Here is a 19,522-nt window from a genome sequence, read left to right as displayed (position 1 = left end):
GAGGCCCCCGTGCCGCGCCGCCCCTGCTGCAAACGAGTCGAGGAACTGCCCGGAGTGCGCTACTTCAAGCCCCGGGGGGTGCCCCTCATGGACCTGGAGGAGGTGAGCCTGGCCTTCGAGGAACTGGAGGCCCTGCGCCTGGCCCACCAGGAGGGTCTGTACCAGGAGGAGGCCGCGCAGCGCATGGGCGTGAGCCGGGCCACCTTCGGCCGCGTCCTGGACGCCGCCCACAGGAAGGTCACCCGGGCCCTGGTGGGGGGCCTCGCCCTGCGCATCGAGGGCGGAGCCTACACCCTGGAGTAGAAGGCCCGCAGGAGGTCCCGGGTGGCCTGTTCGGGATCCCCGGCCGAGCAGATCGCGGAAACCACCGCCGCACCGTGCGCGCCGGCCCCGGCCACGGCGGCGATGGTGTCCAGGTTCACGCCGCCGATGGCCACCAGGGGGTGCCGGGAGAAGGCGCGGATGCGCGCCAGCCCCTCCAGCCCCCAGGCCCCGCGGGTGTCGGTCTTCGTGGGGGTGGCGAACACGGGGCTCACGCCCAGGTAGTCCACGGGTTCGTCCTGGGCGCGCTCCACGTCCTCCCACGTCTCCACGGAAAGGCCGATGAGGGCCCCGGGCAGGAGGCGGCGCACGGTGGCGCAGGGCATGTCCCGCTGGCCCACGTGGACGCCCTCGGCCCCCACGGCCAGGGCCACGTCCACGCGGTCGTTGATGATCAGGGGCACCTTCCAGGGCGCCAGGAGGGCCTTGAGGCTTGCGGCCTCCTCCAGGAAGGCCCGGGTGTCCAGGTCCTTCTCCCGGAGCTGGACGCTGGCCGCGCCGCCCCGCACCGCGGCGAGGACCACGGCCTCCAGGGACCGGCCGCGGCAGAGGCCGCGGTCGGTGACCAGATGCAGGCCGTTCACGCGACGTCGGACCGCAGGCGGCCCTTGAGGTCGGCTTCCGTGAGGCGGTGGAGGGCGTCGAGGAAATGCAACTGCAGGGTGCCGGGGCCGTCGGCCTTGGCGGCGGCGATCTCCCCGCAGACGCCCATGACCGCCATGGCCTGGGCGGCGGCCAGGTGCGGGTCCGGGGTCACCGCGGCGAAGGCGCCGCACAGGGCCGAGGCCGTGCAGCCCAGGCCCGTGACCCGGGTCATGAGGGCGTGGCCGCTGTGGATGCGCACGGTGCGCGCGCCCACGATGAAGTCGGTGGCGCCGCTGACGCACACCACCGAGCCGTGCGCCTCGAAGAGGGACCGGGCCGCGGCGACGGCGTCCTGGGACGCGTCCAGGCTGTCCACGCCCTTGGTGCCCGCGCCCGCGCCGCAGATGGCCATGATCTCGGAAGCGTTGCCGCGGATGATGGAAGGCCGGAAGGCCGCCAGGAAGTCCCGGACCGTGGCGGTGCGGTACCGGGTGGCGCCGGCGCCCACCGGGTCCAGGATGATGGGGATGCCGCGCCGGGTGGCGTGCTCCGCGGCCAGGAACATGGCCTTGATCCAGTCCCGGCTCAGGGTTCCGATGTTGAGAACGAGGGCGGAGGAGATGCCCACCATGTCCTCCATCTCCTCCTCGGCGTGGGCCATCACCGGGGAGGCGCCCAGCGCCAGGAGGGCGTTGGCGGTGGTGTTCATGACGACGTAGTTCGTGATGTTGTGAACGACCGGGGACTGGGCGCGCACGGCCGTGAGGGCCTCCCAGGTGTTCAGGGCTTCATAGGCTGGCATGTACGGTTCCTTTCCTGACCTTCCATCTTATCGCGCGCGAGCCCGACCCGGGCGACCTGCGAGCGGTAGACGCGGCCGAGGAAGTCGGCCAGGACCAGCTCGTGGGCCCGCTGCGACGTGCGCATGAAGCGGTTGACCTGCATGTGCACGAGGCTGGAGGCCAGGTCTTCCAGGGACACGGAGAGCCTGCCCTGGGTGGAGGCGTCGGCCAGCCGGTTCAGGCACGCGCGCCGGGTGTGCGCGGCGGGGTCGGGCAGCATGGGGTAGGTTTGCGCGCCCGGGGCCGGGATCCACGATTCCAGGTCCCTGCGCAGGGTGCGGTACCGCTCGCCCAGTTGGATTCCCAGGGTCCCGTCGGCGCCCATCTCGCGGCCCAGGCCGCCGCGGATGGCGTCCACCACCCGGAGCTTGCCGGTGAGGCTCAGCCCCAGGCCCGTGAGGAGCGTGTCCGCGGCCCGGAAGGCGTGCTGCCACCGCAGCCCGGCGCCGTCGTCGCCCTCGCAGTCCCGGAGCAGGTTCAGGACCCATGCGCTTTCCTGCTCGAACCAGGCCTCCGAGAGGAGCATGCCCTCCAGGCCGCCGTAGCGTTCAATCTCGCGCTCATAGGTGTCCACCTGGAGCTTCCAGCAGGCCCCGGATTTCAGGTGGGGGGCCAGGATGCGCCGCACCAGGGGCAGCAGGGTGGACGTGAGCTGGGTGGGCGTGCCGTGGAAGCGCAGCCGCAGGTGGGGCTCGGGGTCGGCGAAGCGCACGAAGAACCACCGGTCCCAGGCCTGCACCGTGATGCGCCCGAGGGTCGCCATGAGTTCGGTCAGGATGCGGTCGGAGGCCGCGGCGCCGGCGTAGATCTTGAGGTAGAGCCACTCGGAGCCCGGGGGGTAGCAGCGGGCCTCGGCGGCGGCGCGGGGGGCGAGCCTGGGACGCCTTGCGGGGGGGCGGGGATCCTGGCGCTGGAAGGGGACCACGAGCTCGTGGAAATACCGTCCCGCGGGCCCCGCCGCCGCGAGCTCCTCCGGGCCCGGGAAGGCCTCCAGGAGCGTGAAGGACGGGCGGCGCTCCACCAGGTGCTCGAGGGTAGCCACCCGCAGGGGATCGTCCAGGTCCACCCACAGGGTGTTGTCCGCGTCCTCCAGCACCACGTGCCGGGGCAGGCGCCGCGGGCCCCGCAGGGCCTGGATGCCGCCGGCCTGGAGCTCCGCCGCCTCCACGCGCCAGCGGGCCCGGCACAGCACGTGGCGGCCCCGGGTCACCCGGGGCAGGAAGGGCAGGGCGTCCAGGGGACCCCAGCTCCAGCCGCGGGCCCTGCCGTCCTGTTCCTGGAGCTGCGCGAGGAACCGGAACACGGGGAGGCCCAGGGCCGGGTTGTGGGCCGTAGCCAGCCGCGGCGCCACCTCCACGCCCAGGCGCGCCGAGCGCAGCACGAACCGGTCCCCCTCCAGGGCGAGGGTCAGGTCCGCGGGGGGGATCTGGTGGTCCTCGGGGACGCCGCTGGCCCCCAGGAAGGGAATCTCGTAGGCCCGCAGACGGGGGCGGGCGATGATGTTGCCGATGCGGCCATCGGGCTGGTGCACGATCTCGGCGAAGACCACCTCCGGGCGGCGGAATTCCTCCACCCGGAGCAGCTCCTCCACGTGCCCCGCGAGCTGGGCGTCCCCCAGGCAGAACCGCCCCAGGAGCTGGGCCCCCGAGGGGCCCGAGTAGGACTCCATGAGCACCCGGAAGTCGCCCGCCGCCAGGGCCGCGGGGGAAGGGGAAGCCAGGGCCGCCACCGCCGAGAAGGTGGCCGGGAAGGGCCCGGGCTCGGGGTCGGCCAGGGCGGCCAGGTCCGCGTCGTCCAGGGCCCATTCCCGGGCATCGCCGAGGGCGTGGAGGCGGTTCAGGATGTGCCGGTCCCGCGCGGTGAAGGGCGGGTCATCTTCGGGCGCGGCGTCGAAGGCCAGGCCCTGCAGCAGGGGCGAGCCGTCCAGGCCCGGCGGGGGCTTGGGGCCGAAACCGATGCCCGCCTCGGCGTCCAGGGCCTCCAGGAGGGGCACGGTGCGGGTGCCGTAGCGCGCCCGGAAGGCTTCGCGGAACCGGTGCAGGGCGCCCTCCGGCCTCCGGGGCGCGAGGGTGCGCAGGCCCTCCACGGCCTCTTCCAGGGCCCTGCGCACGTCCGGGCCCAGCCGAAGGTCCGCGGAGGGCTTGAAGAGATCCACCTGGAAGAGCCGCCTGGGGTCCACGGGCACCGCCAGGGTCTCCAGGTCCCGGGCGATGGCGCGGTAGCGCCCGGGGTCCAGGCCCACGCCCTCGGCGTCCAGGTCCCCCAGGGCGGCCTGGACGCCTGCGAGCTTATCGCCCAGGTCCCGGGTGGCGGCGTGGGCCTTCAGGTGCCCGGCCAGGGCCGGGAGGGGCTCGCCGCCGGTGACGGGCGGTTCCAGGTCGCTGGTGATGATGTGGCCTTCGGTCAGCTCGTCCAGGAAGCCGTTGGCCTCCCCGGGCTCCACGTCCGCGACCTGGGCGAGGCGCCCGGCCATGCTCCCCAGGCCCGCGCCGCCGGCGGCGCAGGCCAGGGCCGCGTCCAGGTGCCCGGTGGGCTCCAGGGCCACGAGGTGGTACTCCCGGCCCTCCCGCGCCCGGACCCGGGGTTCAGCATAGTGCCAGCGGCCCGCGGCCAGGTGGAGGCTCGTGTTGGGCCGCCAGGTGAGGAAGGAGCGCACGTTCGGGTCGCGTTCCAGATCCGCCACCAGGGCGGCCAGGTAGTCGTTGTCCAACCGGGTGCGGCGGGTGCAGTCGCCCAGGGGCGGCACGCGGAGGTCGCTGCCCGTTCCCCAGGTGCCGGCGGCGCACCCCGCGAACAGGCCGAAGGGCGTGGACCTTGCGCCCATGCGGGTGAGGTACCGCACCAGGCTCCGCTCCACCCGGGCGGCGCGGTCCCCGGGAAGGTCCCCGTGAAGCCACGGATCCAGGGCCGCGTCCAGGTCCGGGGAGGCGAGGAAGAGCGCCTCCCGCACCTCGGGCCGCTGGACCTCGGCGCGCAGGCGCTCGGGGGTCCAGCACCGGCCAAGCTCGGCGGGCAGGCCGGGGGTGCGCAGGACGAAGAAGGGGGCGGTTCGAACGGTGGAGGAGGCCATGGTTGTAAAATCCGTTGCGATTCCCGCCGGCCGGCGGGGGGGTGGTTCCTCAAGGCTAGAGGGTGGCGCGGTTCAGCCCTGGGAATTTCCCTGAACGGTCGTTTTTGGGGGATGAACGGTTCGGGGGCGGTTTGGGACCGTTTGGGGATATTCTGGGGAATTAACAAGGCCATCTCGTAAAACGGTTGCCGTGCCCTGTGGCACCTTCCAGGAGAAGGCCATGACGTCCAAGCTCGTCCTTCGCAAGGAAACCCTCCACGTTCTCGCTTCACCATCACGCAGGGACGGCGCTGTGCTCGCCGGTTCGCCCGGTGCCCGGACAGGAGCCCATGAAGCCACCGCCCCCAGTGTCACGACCATCTGGACCACGCCTTGGTGATGGGGATCCGTCCCGCGCAGGATCCCCCGGGAGGATCGAAGGGTGGATGCGCGCGCTCCACCTCAAGACCTGGGTCATCCTCAGCATCTGGCTGGTCTTCAGCGCCGTCGCGTTCAGGGCGTACCACCGGCTCGGCGTCCTCGGGAGCCTCTGGATCCACGTGGCCGCCATCCTCGGCCCCGGGCTCCACGTGCTCACGGTCGTCCTGGTGGTGCCCCCCGCGTGGCGGATCCGGGCCAAGGGAAGCGGGGCGCTGGCCTTCGTCCAGAAGCTGGCGCTGGCCTTGGCGGGGGCCGAAGCCTCCAGCATCCTCATCGTCGCCCTGGACCTGTGGTTGCGCAGCAAGGCCGGGATGCCGAGCCCGAATGCGTCGGGGGTCCTGATGTCCTATCTCCTCGTCGTGGCGCCCGCCATGGCGGCCGCCGGCGGACTGGTGGCCGCCAGGGCCAACGCATTGGATGAAAAGGAAGCCATGGTCGCAGAAGCGAACATCGCCCGCACGCGGCTCCTCCAGAGCCAGCTGCACCCCCATGTGCTTTTCAACGCCCTCAACGGCCTGGCGGAGCTCATCCACAAGGATCCACCCACGGCCGAGCAGAGCGTCAAGCACCTGGCGGACCTCCTGCGCCGGATCCTCCGGGCGTCCGAGGCGCCCACCTTCTCCCTGGGGGAGGAACGCGCCCTGGTGGAGGACTACCTCTTCATCGAAGGCCTGCGCCTGGGGGTGCGGCTCCGCCTCCAGTGGGACTGGGACGCCAGCCTGGACGCCCATCAAGTGCCGCCCCTCCTGATCCAGCCGCTGGTGGAGAACGCCATCAAGCACGGCATTTCGCCCAACCGGGGAGGCGGGGATCTGGTCGTGCGGGTGGGCCGGGAAGGCCGCGACCTCAAGCTCGAAGTGTGGAATACCGGCGCGCCGTACCTGGACAAGCCCGGCGGCGGCGTCGGCCTGCGGAACCTGGAGGCGCGCCTGGCGCTGCACTTCGGCGGCGACACCACCTTCACCATCGGGCCCCGGGAAGGCGGAACCCTGGCCACGATTCGGCTGTCCGGCGTCTTGCTACACTGAGGGCATGGACCCGTTGAACGTCGTCATTGCCGATGATGAACCGCTCGCATTGGAGCGACTGGCGCGCCTCCTGGGCGAAGCGGGTTGTCGGCTGCTGGCCTCCCTGGAGGACGGCGCCGGTCTCCTGGAGTGGATGGCCCTCAACCAGGACGCCTCCGTGGACGTGCTCTTCCTGGACATCCAGATGCCCGGCCTCACGGGCCTGGAAGCGCTGGCCGAGCTGCGCAACCCGCCGCTCACGGTCTTCGTGACGGCCCACGCCGACTACGCCATCCAGGCCTTTGAGGCCGCCGCCGTGGACTACCTGCTCAAGCCGGTGTACGAGGACCGCCTCGCCCGGACCCTCCAGCGGGTGCGGGAACGCAAGGTCCACCGCCTCACCACCGCCGAATGGCACGCCATCCTCCCGCCCCTGGAGCGGGTGCCCGTCGTGGCGGGGTTCGGCACGGTCCTGCTGGACCTGAAGTTCGTCACCCATTTCGAGTACACCGAGGAACGGGTGTGGGCCCACTCCCTCACCAAGCGCCACGAGACCACCTGGGCGACCCTTCGCGAGGTGGAGCAGGCCTTCCCGGCCGCGGGCATGGTGCGCATCCAGCGGAACCTGCTGCTGAGGCCCGAGGCGGTCATCGGCATCAAGGACCTCATCGGGGGGCGGCTGGAGGTGAGGCTCGCCCAGCGCACCAAGCTGATCGTCAGCCGGGCCATGGCCAAGGTGCTCCGGAGCCGGCTGTCCCCGGTCTGACCTAAAACCGTTCATCCCCCGTTTTCGACCGTTCATCCTTTTTCGGGCCTTTTCCGGCGAACCGGACTCAGGATGGGGCCGGCCCGTGTGCCCTGGAGGACCCTTGAGATTCCCTGGAACCCAAGCCAGCGGCGATTCCTTCACCGGCGACCAGATCAAGGCGGCCTGGAACCGGGGTGTCCCCGTGCCGGGGTGGAACCCGGACTACTTCCGCAAGGACGCCTGCGGCGCCTGGATCCACTGGGTGAAGTACGGCGAGATCATGGCGGGCGGCTGTGGCTGGCAGGTGGACCACATCCGCCCCGTGGCCCTGGGGGGCACCGATGCCCCGGAGAACCTGCAGCCCCTCCAATGGCAGAACAACCTCAGCAAGGGGGATGACTGGCCGGTGTGGTCGTGCCTGATTCCGGAGCGGCGGCAGCTGGCGGCTCCGGAGCCTTCAGGGGCGGGAACTTCAGGGTGAGGACCAGGTCGGGCCAGCCGAAGACCTTCAGGTAGCAAGCGTTGCCCTCCGGGGGCGAAGCCACCTTCAGGGTTTCCCGTCCCTCCTCGATGCGCACCGAGGCGGGCTCCCACGGGCCCTCCGGACGCGCGGCCACGGCCTCCAGCTGGTCCAGGGAGGGCCCGGCCAGGCGCAGCCCCGGCGGCGCGGCCTGCACGGACGTGATGGTGGGAAGGTCCAGGAAGGTGACGGGGAAGGGGATCCAGTCGCTGGCGCCCGCGGCGTCGTCCAGCACCTGCAGTTCCAGCCGGCCCGCGGCCCGGCCCCCCAGGAGCTCGGTGGGGTTCAGCACGAAGGTGGCCTTCTGGTTGTTGCCCATCATGCGGATCCGGGCGGCGGGGACCACCCGCACCACGCCCGCGTCGCCGGCGTTGCGCAGGGCCGCCCGCAGGGTTCCGTCGGGGGGGAAGCGGTAGCCCTTGACGGCCAGGAGGCTCACGAGGCTGGGGCCGCCCGTGGGCGCGATGGGCTGGGAGGCGGTCACCGGCAGCCCGGCGCCCTTCACGTCCATGGGGATCACGCGCAGGTCCCCCACCCGGGGGCGGGCCGGCTGCAGGGCCGCGGGGCCCGCGGGGGCCTTGCCGGAAGCCAGGGTCAGGGACGCGGGCAGGGTGCGGCCCACGGCGCCCTCCAGGGGCTTGCCGTCCTCCGCCTTGAACCAGCGGCCCTCCGCGGCCTCGCCGTCGGGGATGTAGGTGCGCCCGGCCAGTTCCACGGCGCGGATGGCTTCCAGGCGGCGGCCCTTGAGGAGGATCCGCGTCTCGCCCAGGCGGGCCTCGAAGCCCGCGGGCTGGGGCGGCGCCTCCAGGAGCGTCAGGGGCAGGGTCAGCGGGGGCCGGCCCGCCGCGGTGATCTCCAGGGTTCCGGCCCCGGCCTGGGCGGGCACGGTCTGGAACACGGCCTCCCGGGCCCCGCCGGGGATGTCCTTGAGCTGGGCCGCCACCGGGGGCGCGCCCGCGGGCCTGAACACGACCTTCTCCACGATCCCCGCCCAGGCCGCGGGCAGCTTGAACGTGCAGGCCCCGCCCACCTGGAACCGGGCCCGCTCCGGGGCCGTGGGCGCCCAGGTCGGGTCGCAGGCCACGGGCACCTCCAGGGGATCGGTGGCGATGCTGGTGAAGCCCCAGCGCCCCACCACCTTGACCTTCACGGCGGGCGCAGGCAGCTTGCCCAGCGGTTCCCGCAGCGGCGCGCAGGAGGCCACGAAGCTCATCTTGGCGGGGCTGGGGGCGAGCCCCAGGGGCGGAAGGCCGGCCACCACGAGCTTCCAGTCCTGGCCGTACAGCGCGAAGGGGGTGCGCCCCTTCTCCTTGGCGACCACCTTCAGTTCGGCCTGGTCCTTGAGCAGGGACTCGCCCGGGGCCAGCTCCAGGGAGAAGGGGGGCGGGGTCTTGGCCTCCCAGTTGCCCGGGCAGCACAGAAGGGCGCTGCGGGTGGCGCCGGCGGTCTGGATCCAGTCGCTGTAGTACAGCTCGGCGCCGTCGTCCTGGAAGTTGCGCGCCAGGGCCGGCAGGTAGTTGAACTGGTGCCCCGGCCACAGGTTCTTGATGATGGCGGCCAGGTCGAAGAAGATCGAGACGTAGGCCGAGGAGGGCCGCGAGCCCGCGGTGATCTGCGCCTCCACTGGCGTGGCGGCGGCGGCCTCGGGCACCAGGATGTTGGTCTTGCGGAACTGCTGGGTGAGGAACTGGAACTTCTCCAGGTTGGTGCGGCTGCCGCCCACGAAGGCCTGCAGGTCCCCCGACACCGCGCCGCCGTAGGTGTGGAGGAAGCCGAGCACCGCGTTGTCGTACTGGGCCGGGGTGAGGTTCTTGTCGATGGCGCCCAGGTCCTCGATGAACTTGTCGGCCGTGGCGCGCTCCCCGGAGAGGTCGGCGATCTTCGCGCACAGCGTGCGGAAGGCCTCCAGGTGGGCGTTCAGGTCGGCCAGGATCTTCTTGCGGCCGTTCTTGTCCGGCACCAGGAAGATCATGGGGATGGAATCATAGGGAACCGGGATGGCCGGCGCCGCCATGGTCCCGCCCTTGCGCTTGAGGCGGAAGTCCACCACCCCCTGGTCCGTGGGCGCCACGGTGCGGGGCAGGAAGACCACGATGAGGGACCAGTCGGCACGCGTCACCCGCGGATCGAAGGCCTCCCCCGAAAAGGACAGCTCCAGACTGTCCTGGTACTGCAGCACCGGCACCCGGAAGAGGGGCAGGGAGGAGGCCTCCGGCGTGCCCTGGCCGCGGACCACCCGGGCGGTGATGGCGATGGGCCCCTTCTGGAAGGCCTCCACCAGGGGCGCGGCCGGGGCCGGGGCCGCGATGAGGGCCGCTGTTGCCAGGTATGGAATGCTTTTCATTGCTTCAGTCCTTCGTTCCGAGGGCGAGGAAGATGGAGTAGTCCCGTCCCTCCTTGCGGGTCGTGCACGCGGTCTCCGCCCGCGCGTCGCCGAACCCCGCCTCCCGGAGCCAGGCGATCACCTGCTCCCGCGCGAACCCGAGGTGGTGCACGCCCTGGGCGTCGGTGTGGAAGCTCCCGTCCTCGGTGTCCAGGTCCGCCAGGGCCACGCGGCCCCCGGGGCGCAGGTGGCGCGCGAAGGTCCGGAACAGGGCGGGAACGTCGGGAATGTGGTGCAGGGTCATGCTGCTGACGATGAGGCTGTGGGGCCCGCCCAGGTCCGGGTCCTTCTCAGGATCCAGGAGGATCCGCGCCACCGGGGCCTTGGCCGCCAGGGCTTCCAGCATGCCCGGGGACGTGTCGGCCCCCGTCATGGACCCGGCCAGGGGCGCCAGCTCCAGGGTGAGCAGCCCCGTCCCGCACCCGAAATCCAGCACCGAATCGTCCTTGGAGATGGCCACCCGCGCCCGGATCGCCGCGGCCACCGCCCGGGCCAGGATCACCCGCCGGTCCTCCAGGTCCCAGTCCTTGGCCGCCTGATCGAAACGTTCGGTGTCCGACATGCTTCCTCCGCACACCTTATAGAATGGCGCGGGTCCGGCCGGCGGGCTAGCTTTCCTAAAGTCCAAACCCTTCCCGCATCTGCGCCGCCACCACCTCGCCCCGGGCGGTCACCTTGCCCAGCGCGGAAACCGTGGCCTCCACCACCACCCTGCGCCCCTCGATCCGCTTGACCTTCCCCCGCACTTCCAGTTCCACCCCCAGGGGGGTGGGCGCGAGGTAGTCCACGTGCAGGGAGGCGGTGACGAAGCGGTAGGCGGGCAGCGTGTCCATGGCGCGGCCCTCCTGGCGGTACATGGCGGCCGCGGCCGTCCCGGTGGAGTGGCAGTCTACCAGGGAGGCCAGGAGCCCCCCGTACACGAACCCCGGGACCGCCGTGTGCTCGGGCCGGGGCGTGAACCGCGTGACGGACTCCTCGCCCTCCCAGCGGGTGCGGATGCGCAGTCCCAGCGCGTTCAGGGCGCCGCAGCCGTAGCAGTGCGACACGTTCTCGGGGTAGTAGTCCTGGAAGGCGGGTTCGGGCATGGAGCCTCCTGAACCAACCAGTCTAGTGGTGATGGTTCCCCCCACCGCACGTGAATTCGCCTGAAAATACGTCCAGGTCGCCCCGCAGGAAGGCCTGCACCGCCGCGCCCACCGTGGGCGCCCCGGCCCCCCGGTAGACCTCGATCCCGGCCTGGTTGAAGCCCATGAGGGGGCGCTTTCCCAGCCCGCCGGCGATGAGGCAGTCCACTTCCTGGCCCGCGAGGAAGGCCACGGCCGCGAGGCAGCCGCCCTGTTCGTGGGGGACGGGGGGCACCGTGGCCACCCGGGTGACGGCCCCGCCGTCCACGTCCACCAGGGTGTAGAGGTCGCAGTGGCCGAAGTGGCCGTGCACGCCGGCATCGAGGCCGCCGGGGGCATTGGAGGGGATGGCGATGCGCATGGGGAACTCCTTGGGACCATGGTGGTCATATGCTCGAAATATCGCAAGGCCTCCCCGGCCCTGTGATGGGTATCACAGGAACCGCCGCGCGGCCAAGCGTTTACTGGCCTATCCTGGCATTCCCGGACCGGCAATCCCGCCAACCCCTTCAAGGCTCACGGACATGAACGACCAGCTCGCCCTGAACCCCAACAAGATCGTCAAGGCCCTCCAGAAGCCGGCCGAGGATTTCACCAAGCAGGACATCGTCCGCTTCATCGAGCAGAACGACATCCGCATGCTGAACTTCCGCTATGTGGCCGGGGACGGGCGCCTGAAGAAGCTGAACTTCGTCATCAACAGCAAGGCCCACCTGGAGAAGATCCTCTGCATGGGCGAGCGCGTGGACGGCTCCAGCCTCTTCCCCTTCGTGTCGGCGGATTCCAGCGATCTCTACGTGGTGCCCCGCTTCCGCACCGCCTACGTGAACCCCTTCAGCGAAGTGCCCACCATCGACCTGCTGTGCAGCTTCTTCGACAACCACGGGGACCCCCTGGAGAGCGCGCCGGAGTACATCCTCCAGAAGGCCCAGCGCAGCCTCCGGGAGCGCACCGGCCTGACCATGGAGGCCCTGGGCGAGCTGGAGTACTACCTGTTCTCCGAGGTCGACTCCATCTACCCCATCGTGGAGCAGAAGGGCTACCACGAGTCCCACCCCTTCTCCAAGTGGGGCCTGGTGCGCCGCGAGGCCATGCAGGTCATCAGCGAGATGGGCGGCAGCATCAAGTACGGCCACGCCGAGGTGGGCAACATCCTCGCCAACGGCATGGAGATGGTGCAGCACGAGATCGAGTTCCTCCCTGTGCCCATCGAGCAGGCCGCGGACCAGATCGTCATGGCCAAGTGGGCCATCCGCGAGGTGGCCTACAAGCACAACCTGGAAGTGAGCTTCGCCCCCAAGATCATCGCGGGCCAGGCCGGCAGCGGACTCCACGTGCACACCCGGTTCATGAAGGACGGGCAGAACCAGATGGCCGACGAGAACGGCCTCACGGACACGGCCCGCAAGGTCATCGCCGGCTTCCTGCTCAGCGCCGAGTCCCTCACGGCCTTCGGCAACACGGTGCCCACCTCCTTCCTGCGCCTGGTGCCCCACCAGGAGGCCCCCACCAGCATCTGCTGGGGCGACCGCAACCGCTCGGTGCTGGTGCGCGTGCCCCTGGGCTGGCAGGGCGTGGGCGACCGGATGCTCACCACCGCCAACCCCCAGGAGCCCGTCAACGGGACGCGCGCCTTCGAGAACAACCAGACCGTGGAGCTGCGCAGCCCCGACGGCAGCGCCAACGCCCACCACCTCCTGGCCGGCATGGCCGTGGCCGGGCGTTTCGGCCTGGAGCACCCCGAGGCCCTCAAGGTGGCCGAGGAGCTCTACGTCCGTGCCGACGCCTCCAAGGTGGAGGGCCTCAAGCAGCTGCCCGCCTCCTGCTTCGAATCCGCCGACTGCCTGGCCCGCGACCGGGCCCGCTACGAGGACGGCGGCGTCTTCCCCGCCGGCCTCATCGACGCCCAGATCCGCAGCCTCAAGGCCTTCGACGACCTCAACATGAGCGAGAAGATCTTCGGGCACGCGGATTCCCTCAAGGACCTCGTGAACCTGCACCTGCACTGCGGCTGAGGAGCCTCCCATGATCCTGCGCGCCCTTCCCATCGCGGTTCTCTGTCTCCCCCTGGCGGCGGCCGACGCCGACGCCATCCTCAAGGAGGCCCGGGCCAAGGGCGAGGCGGTGGCCAAGGCCCGGACCGCCCACGTGGAGGCCGGCCGGAATTCCATTGATTTCAAGGCGGACGTGGCCAAGGACCTGGCCGGGATCGCCGCCCGCCTGGGAACCGAGACCCAGCCTGCGGTCCGCCAGGCCCTCCTGGTGACCCGGCTGTACTACCTCCGCCTGGCCCGCCAGGCCCCCACCGCCGAGCAGCTGGCCATGACCCTCAAGGAGGTCCCGCCCACCGCCTCCGCCTGGACCCTGGACAAGGGCCTCCTGCCGGCCCTGGACGGCTGGGCGCACGGGGACGCCGCCGGATACCTCGCCGAAGCCCGGGCCCACCACCCCGATGGACCCACCCGCCGGAACCTCCTCTTCGAGCACTTCACCGTGATGGTGGATACCGGCGCCGAGGCCGACTGGAAGCCGTCCTACGACGCCCTCCAGAAGGACTTCCCCGGCACCGTGGAGGCCCTCAAGGCCCAGGACCGGCTCAAGGCCGAGCTGAAGACCGCCGTGGGCATCCCGGCCCCCGCCTTCGCCGTGACCTCCCTGGAAGGCACGCCCATCACCCTGGACACCTACAAGGGCAAGTTCGTCCTCATGGATTTCTGGGCCACCTGGTGCCCCGACTGCCGCGCCGGGATGCCCCACCTCATGAAGGCCTATGCCCGTTTCAAGGACAAGGGCCTGAACGTCCTCAGCCTTTCCTTCGACCGCAAGGTGGAGCACATCGCCCCCTACCGGGCCAACCCCGCCACCTCCATGCCCTGGACCCACGCCTTCCTGCCCCAGGGCTTCAAGAACCCCATCAGCGAGGCCTACGGCGTGCGCAGCATCCCCAAGCCCGTGCTCGTGGGACCCGACGGGCGCATCGCCGCCACGGGCGGCGACCTGCACGGGGACAAGCTGGAGAAGACGCTGGAGCGGATCCTGGGGAAGTGAGGGGCCGGGGTCACGCGCCCGGGCTTTCGACGACGGTGCCGTAGCTGGCGAAGGCCCGCGGCTTCACCGGAAGGCGGTGATGATCCGGATCTCCTTCACGATGCGCACATCCCGGTCGATGTAGAAGTCCCCCCGGGGCACCACGTGATAGCGCCCCGATCCGGCCCCCAGGGCCTCGCCGTTGATCCGGTCGGCCAGGATGGCGCCGCGGCCGTCGAAGACCTCGGTGCCGGAATAGACGGAGCGGTAGCCGTCCGCGGCGGTGACCAGGACGCAGGTGGAGCGGGGGTCGGTGCCCGCCGGGAGGAGCGGCTTCAGGAGGGAGCCCAGGTCGGCCCCGGTGGAAACACGCAGGCCGTGGTAGCCCATGCCCTCCCCGAAGGCCGCGTCCCGGTAGCGGGCGGCGGCGGCCGCCTGGAAGCGGTCCCGGTCCAGGCGCACCCGGGCGCCGTCCGGGCCCACCAGCTCGGGCGCGTCCACCAGCGCCTTCTTTCCAGCGGGCTTGTCGGCCACGACGGGAAGGCCCACCTGGCGGATCTCCACGTCGGCGACGTCCTCCACGAACCGGCCGCCGAACCCGTCCTGGGGAAACACCAGACAGAGCCCCTTGGGCATGGAGAGGCCGAGGAGCTTGCCCTGGCCGTGGCAGGAGGCGCAGCTTTCCAGCTTGAGGGCGTTCCGGGCCGCGGGGGTCTGGAGGGCGATGGGATCCACCGCGCTCCGGCCCAGGGGGTCGTGGTGGTGGGGCAGGATGAACCGGGCCTTCTCCGCGAGGAGGGGGCCGCCGTCCCCGGCCAGGAACACCTCGCTCCAGGAGAAGAGCGCCCTGCGGCCGTCCCGGCCCGTGACGACGATGAAGGTGTCCAGGGGGCGGTCGAAGCCGTCGTCGTGCTTCTTGGCGGGCTTGAAGGCGGCCAGCACGTCGCGCAGGGACCACCCGTCCACCTCCAGGGCGCAGCGGTAGGAGCCGTCCGCGTGGGAGATCTTCACGAGGCGCCGGTACCGCGGGAGGTTCCGGGTCGCGGCCGGCGCGAGCGCGCCTTCCCGCTCCACGCAGCCGCGGACCTTGAGGGCATGGGGGGCGGCGGCGCCCAGGGCGGCGCAGAGCAGCGGGAGCAGGGGCTTGAACATGAAACCTCCGGGTTCAGAAGCGCAGGCGCGCGTTGGCGAACCCCATGCGTCCGGGCATGGGGTAGCCGGTGGAGAGCTGGTAGTTGCGGTCGATGAGGTTGGTGAAGCCCGCGTCCACCTGCAGGGCGGCGGTGGCCTTCCAACCCACGCTGAGGTTGGCGGTGGTGAACCCGCCCAGCCGCGCGGTCACGGACTGCTTGGCGAGGTTCGCGTAGGTGTCCCAGAGGGCGTCCTGGCTCTGCACCGAGGCCAGGATGTGGAGCGTCGGCAGGGCCTGCACCTTCACGTGGCCCGAGACGCGGTTCCGGGGCGTGCTGGTGAGCTTGACGGCGGGGTTGGTGACGTTCTTGCGGTCCAGGTAGGTGTAGCCCAGGCCCGCCTCGAAGGCGCCGGAAGGCCTGAAGCCCACGGAGAGTTCCCCGCCGGTGTGGCGCACCTCGCCGATGTTCTGCATCTGCATCAGGCCGCTGGGGAGCGGCATGCCCTGGATGAGGTCCTGGATGGTGCTGCGGAAAAGGGCGGCCTCCACCCGGAGCCAGGCGCCCAGGGCCAGCTTGGCGCCGGTCTCCAGGTTGAGGGAGCGTTCCGGGGCCAGGCCCGGGTTGTCCACGTAGGTGCCCAGGCGCAGCGAGTAGCGGTCCTTGAGCGTGGGGAAGTGCTCCTTCTGGGCCACGGTGGCGTAGACCTGGAGCGCGGGCGCGGCCCTCCAGAAGAGCCCCGCCTGGCCGTGCCAGTAGGCCCGAGGCCGCGGCAGGTTCCACACGCCCGAGGCCACGGGGCGCAGCTGGTCCCACCCCCCGCCCAGGGACAGGTCCCAGGCCTGGGCCAGGGAGATGCTGTCCTCCACGCCGGCGGCCAGGTAGTGGTCCTCGAAGTGCGTCCATCCTTTGGTGGAGGGGATGGCCCCGGTGCCGTCGCGGTGGACGTCCGTCTTGGTCTGCAGCACCGCGCGGAGGCTGTGGGAAGGCACGGCGGTGGTCTGGAATTCCGCCAGGGCGCCGTGGGTGAAGTCGCGGTAGAGGCTCCTGCCCGTGGGTTTCAGGCTGCCGGTGGTGTTGACGGTGGAATAGGTGCCGTCGGTGTAGGCCACGAGGGTGTTCTCGTAGGTGTCGTAGTAGGCCCGCACCTTGAGGTCGCTCTGCGCGCCCAGGGCCGTGCGGGTGGAAAGCGAGGCGCTTTCCTTGTTCCAGGTGGGCCACTGCCAGTAGTTGGCCGTGATCTGGGGATTCGTGCCCACCGGATTGCCCTTGCGGCCCCGCTGGCCCTGGTAGGCCACCACGTACTCGTCGGTGGCGTTGGGGGTCCAGCCGACCTTCAGGGAGGCCTTGGTGTCGCGGGAGAAGGCGTTGTCGCGCCAGCCCCCGTCCTCGCGCACCGTGGGCGCGAAGTGCGAGGATAGGCGCCAATGGTCACTGGTCTGCCAGGAGGCTCCGGCCTGCACGTAGAACGAGGCCTGGCGGCTGCCGGCATTGAAGGCCGCGCGCCGCCCCCCGCCGTCGGCGATTCCCGCCGTGAGGTCCCCCTCGAAGCTCCGGGAGGGGCGCCGGGTCACCAGGTTGATGGCGCCGCCCAGGGTGTTGGGCCCGTACAGGATCGAGCTGTAGCCTTTGGCCACCTGGATCTCCGCGAGGTCGGCGGTGGTGAACCGGCCGTAGTCCATCTCCCCGTCGTAGGGCACGTACACCGGGATCCCGTCCACGAACAGCGGCACCTGGCGGGAATCGTTGCCGCGCACGTAGAGCATCTGCTCGTTGCGGGAATTGACGGTGAGGCTCACCCCGGGCAGGGCGGTGAGGGCCGCGCCCACGGTGTCCAGGTTGAGCGCGCGGATCTGCTCGGCGTCCATGCGGGTGTTGACGGTCTCCAGGGCCTCCTGCTTGTCCGTGACGACCACCGTCACCTCCCCGAGCTTGAAGGCGTCGTCCTTGGGCGCGGGCCTTGGCGCCTCCTTGGGGGGCGGATCCGCCGCCAGGGCGGAGACGCCCAAGCAAGCGAGGGCCAGGACAAGGCGTGATGGGGCACAGCGGTGCATTCGGACTCCTCAGGGCATCGTCAACGGGACCGGCCGGATCGATCGGGGATGGATTCGTTATATCCCATCCGATATATCGATGCCAGCACCCATTTCAACGCCGGCCCGCGGAGGCCGGTCTCAGATGCCCGTCTGGTTCCAGCGGGCCTCCGGATCCCACGCGAAGCCCACCGTGACCATGGCGATGCGCGTGGCCGGGGCGATGCCGTAGAAATCCCGGATGATGGCGATCCCCAGTTCCGCGATGCCCGGCCCGGTCATGCGCAGGTGGCCCACCGGTTCCGTGTCGGCCACCGCCACGTGATAGCCCAGGGCGGCGGCCATCTCCGCGATGCGGTCCCGGTCCTCCGCGTCGCCCGGGCCCGGGGGAATCCAGTCCAGGCCGACCACGCCGAGGTCGATGGAGAACCGGAGCCGGACGCCCTCCCCCTCCGGGACGCCCTCCTGGGGGATCGTGAGGATGCCCGCGTTCCCCTCCCGGGCGGAAACCTGGAGCTGGGCGAGGATCTCGGGGATGTCGCCCGAGGCCACCCGGTGCGGGGCGGGGGCGCGGCGCCGCCGGAGGAGGACAACGAGGAGGGCGAGGCCGAACGCCAGGCCCAGGGGCAGCGCAGCCGTCACGGTCAGGCCTCCCGGCCCGACTTCTCCACCCACACGCCCAGCAGCTGGATGCACACTTCCACCGCCGCGGCCATCCACTCCAGGGACACCCACTCCTGCACGGAGTGGAAGCTCTGCCCGCCGGCGAAGATGTTCGGCGTGGGCAGGCCCATGTAGGACAGCCGGGCCCCGTCCGTGCCGCCGCGGATGGCCCTGCGGATGGGCGTGATGCCCTGGCGGGTCACGGCCTCCAGGGCGTAGTCCAGCACCTTGGGATCCTCGGCGATGCGGTAGATCATGTTCCGGTAGGATTCCTTGATCTCCAGTCCGATGGAGACGCCGGGGAAGGCGCCCTCGGCGTCGCGCTTGAGCCTGGCGAGCACCTCCTCGCGCCCGGCCAGCTCCTCCTCGGTGAAGGCCCGCACCAGGAGCTTGAGCTCGGCCCGGGTCACGTCGCCGGTGAGGGAGAAGGGGTGGAGGTACGGCTGCCGGTCCTCGGTGGTCTCCGGCAGGCTGTCGGGGGGCAGGAGGTCCACCAGCTTGGCCGCGACGCGCACCGCGTTGACCATGACGCCCTTGGCGTAGCCCGGGTGCACGTCGTGGCCGGTGATGGTGAAGATCGCCGTGTCCGCGCAGAAGGTCTCGTCCTCCACCTCGCCCAGGGTCGAGCCGTCCAGGGTGTAGGCGTACTGCGCCCCGAAGGCGGCCACGTCGAAGTGCTCGGTGCCCCGGCCCACCTCCTCGTCCGGGGTGAAGCCGATGCGCAGCTCCCCGTGCAGGAACCCCGGGTTGCGCCGCAGCCAGGCCAGGAGGCTCAGGATCTCGGCGATGCCGGCCTTGTCGTCGGCGCCCAGGAGGGTCGTGCCGTCCGTGGTCACCAGGGTGTGCCCCACGCACTGGGCCAGGGCCGGGTTCCGGGCGGCCTCCAGGGTCTCGCCCGCGCCCAGCACCAGGTCGCCCCCGTCGTAGCCCCGGACGATGCGCGGCTTGACCCCGGCACCCGGCGTGGCGTGGTAGGTGTCCAGGTGGGCCAGGAAGCCCACCACCGGGACCTTGCCGAAGGCCGGGTGCCCCGCGGGGAGGTTGGCCGGAACCCGGGCCGTCACGTAGCCCCACGCGTCCATGGCCGCGCCCTCGCAGCCCAGGGCCTCCAGTTCGGCCACCAGGATGCGCGCGAGGTCCTTCTGCTTTTCGGTGGACGGAAAGCACGTGGCGTTGTCGTCGCTGCGGGTGTCCACCGCCACGTAGCGGAGGAATCGGTCGAGGAGCTCCTGCTTTTCGGAGGGTTCAAGGTTCCAGATGGTCATCGCAGGACTCCCGCGCCGGACCGGGCCGGCGGTTGGCGGGCCCCGGGGGCCGGGGCGAAGGAATGGATTGGAATAGTGTACCCGGGCTCACCACGAATTCACGGTCCGACCCATTCGCGGCACTGGCTTTGGTGGAACTGGGAAGAAATCAGGGCAAGGGAATGGGGACCTGAATCGGGGTCCTGGGTGGTCATCGGGTGAAGGGGTGTTTGTCTGGCCGTGAACGCGTTGTCCGAGGTGGATCGGAAGGTTAAGCGAAAAAATTGAACGCAGAGTCGCAGGGGTCTCGCAGAGGCGCTGGGAGAAGAAGAATGAAATCAGTTAACCCAGCGCCTCAGCGAGCCCCCAGCGCCCCAGCGTTTCATCCTTTTGCCAGGTATTCGC

Annotated in this window: 17 protein-coding genes; 6 read left to right on the top strand and 11 right to left on the bottom strand. The window is 71.0% G+C overall.

The genetic code is table 11. From position 1 onward, the window contains the following. Positions 1-9: 9 nt before the first annotated feature. On the top strand, positions 10-303 hold the full coding sequence (locus tag ACZ5LB_RS05875) for a DUF134 domain-containing protein (RefSeq protein ID WP_464605242.1): 294 nt from the start codon (positions 10-12) through the stop codon (positions 301-303). On the opposite strand, the gene thiE is transcribed toward ACZ5LB_RS05875, so the two are convergent. Genes thiE through ACZ5LB_RS05860 form a run of 3 tightly spaced genes read right to left on the bottom strand, consistent with a single transcriptional unit; the run spans position 288 to position 4,818 of the window. Further along, positions 288-905, bottom strand: a complete 618-nt coding sequence (thiE, locus tag ACZ5LB_RS05870; protein WP_464605240.1) for a thiamine phosphate synthase — start codon at positions 903-905, stop codon at positions 288-290. The genes ACZ5LB_RS05875 and thiE overlap by 16 nt on opposite strands. Further along, a complete protein-coding gene (gene thiM / locus ACZ5LB_RS05865; protein WP_464605238.1) occupies positions 902-1,708 on the bottom strand; it encodes a hydroxyethylthiazole kinase in 807 nt (268 codons plus the stop codon). Before thiM ends, thiE begins: the two co-directional genes overlap by 4 nt. Next, complete coding sequence (locus ACZ5LB_RS05860; protein ID WP_464605237.1) at positions 1,687-4,818, bottom strand: lantibiotic dehydratase; 3,132 nt, start codon at positions 4,816-4,818, stop codon at positions 1,687-1,689. The genes thiM and ACZ5LB_RS05860 overlap by 22 nt, the downstream gene beginning before the upstream one ends. A 425-nt stretch (positions 4,819-5,243) precedes the next feature. Here ACZ5LB_RS05860 and ACZ5LB_RS05855 point away from each other — a divergent pair, with 425 nt between their 5' ends. The 3 genes from ACZ5LB_RS05855 (at position 5,244) to ACZ5LB_RS05845 (ending at position 7,474) form a co-directional block, all read left to right on the top strand. Next, positions 5,244-6,266 carry a sensor histidine kinase gene (locus ACZ5LB_RS05855; RefSeq protein WP_464605235.1) on the top strand — a complete coding sequence of 341 codons (1,023 nt, stop codon included), beginning with the start codon at positions 5,244-5,246 and terminating at the stop codon, positions 6,264-6,266. A 4-nt stretch (positions 6,267-6,270) separates the two neighbouring features. After that, a complete protein-coding gene (locus ACZ5LB_RS05850) occupies positions 6,271-7,011 on the top strand; it encodes a LytR/AlgR family response regulator transcription factor (RefSeq protein WP_464605233.1) in 741 nt (246 codons plus the stop codon). Positions 7,012-7,114: 103 nt separating this feature from the next. Next, entirely contained in the window at positions 7,115-7,474 is a 360-nt protein-coding gene (locus ACZ5LB_RS05845; RefSeq protein WP_464605231.1) for an HNH endonuclease signature motif containing protein, read from the top strand. Here the strand turns inward: ACZ5LB_RS05845 and ACZ5LB_RS05840 are convergent. Genes ACZ5LB_RS05840 through ACZ5LB_RS05825 form a run of 4 tightly spaced genes read right to left on the bottom strand, consistent with a single transcriptional unit; the run spans position 7,377 to position 11,381 of the window. After that, positions 7,377-9,857, bottom strand: coding sequence for a hypothetical protein (locus ACZ5LB_RS05840; protein WP_464605229.1), 2,481 nt, complete (start codon positions 9,855-9,857; stop codon positions 7,377-7,379). The two genes, ACZ5LB_RS05845 and ACZ5LB_RS05840, sit on opposite strands and share 98 nt — an antisense overlap. Positions 9,858-9,861: 4 nt before the next feature. Next, positions 9,862-10,458, bottom strand: coding sequence for a class I SAM-dependent DNA methyltransferase (locus ACZ5LB_RS05835; protein WP_464605227.1), 597 nt, complete (start codon positions 10,456-10,458; stop codon positions 9,862-9,864). 55 nt (positions 10,459-10,513) lie between these two features. Next, complete coding sequence (locus ACZ5LB_RS05830; protein WP_464605225.1) at positions 10,514-10,981, bottom strand: PaaI family thioesterase; 468 nt, start codon at positions 10,979-10,981, stop codon at positions 10,514-10,516. Between the two features lie 22 nt (positions 10,982-11,003). Then, complete coding sequence (locus ACZ5LB_RS05825; RefSeq protein WP_464605224.1) at positions 11,004-11,381, bottom strand: NifB/NifX family molybdenum-iron cluster-binding protein; 378 nt, start codon at positions 11,379-11,381, stop codon at positions 11,004-11,006. Between the two features lie 163 nt (positions 11,382-11,544). Here ACZ5LB_RS05825 and ACZ5LB_RS05820 point away from each other — a divergent pair, with 163 nt between their 5' ends. Together ACZ5LB_RS05820 and ACZ5LB_RS05815 are read left to right on the top strand one after the other, a co-directional pair. Beyond that, entirely contained in the window at positions 11,545-13,035 is a 1,491-nt protein-coding gene (locus tag ACZ5LB_RS05820; protein WP_464605223.1) for a glutamine synthetase family protein, read from the top strand. A gap of 10 nt (positions 13,036-13,045) precedes the next feature. Beyond that, complete coding sequence (locus ACZ5LB_RS05815) at positions 13,046-14,068, top strand: TlpA family protein disulfide reductase (RefSeq protein WP_464605222.1); 1,023 nt, start codon at positions 13,046-13,048, stop codon at positions 14,066-14,068. 63 nt (positions 14,069-14,131) lie between these two features. Here ACZ5LB_RS05815 and ACZ5LB_RS05810 read toward each other — a convergent pair whose 3' ends face one another. The 4 genes from ACZ5LB_RS05810 to pepT form a co-directional block, all read right to left on the bottom strand. Continuing rightward, positions 14,132-15,199: a hypothetical protein gene (locus ACZ5LB_RS05810; protein WP_464605221.1), complete on the bottom strand. Its 1,068-nt coding sequence runs from the start codon at positions 15,197-15,199 to the stop codon at positions 14,132-14,134. Between the two features lie 13 nt (positions 15,200-15,212). Beyond that, complete coding sequence (locus ACZ5LB_RS05805) at positions 15,213-17,231, bottom strand: TonB-dependent receptor plug domain-containing protein (RefSeq protein ID WP_464605220.1); 2,019 nt, start codon at positions 17,229-17,231, stop codon at positions 15,213-15,215. Positions 17,232-17,351: 120 nt separating this feature from the next. Beyond that, positions 17,352-17,852, bottom strand: a complete 501-nt coding sequence (locus tag ACZ5LB_RS05800; protein WP_464605219.1) for a hypothetical protein — start codon at positions 17,850-17,852, stop codon at positions 17,352-17,354. A gap of 2 nt (positions 17,853-17,854) precedes the next feature. Beyond that, on the bottom strand, positions 17,855-19,138 hold the full coding sequence (gene pepT / locus ACZ5LB_RS05795) for a peptidase T (RefSeq protein WP_464605218.1): 1,284 nt from the start codon (positions 19,136-19,138) through the stop codon (positions 17,855-17,857). Between the last annotated feature and the right edge of the window lie 384 nt (positions 19,139-19,522).

The sequence above is a fragment of the Mesoterricola sp. MK458 genome (assembly GCF_055384935.1).
The sequence above is the reverse complement of the archived record's forward strand: the minus strand, read 5'-3'. Positions and strand labels throughout refer to the sequence as shown.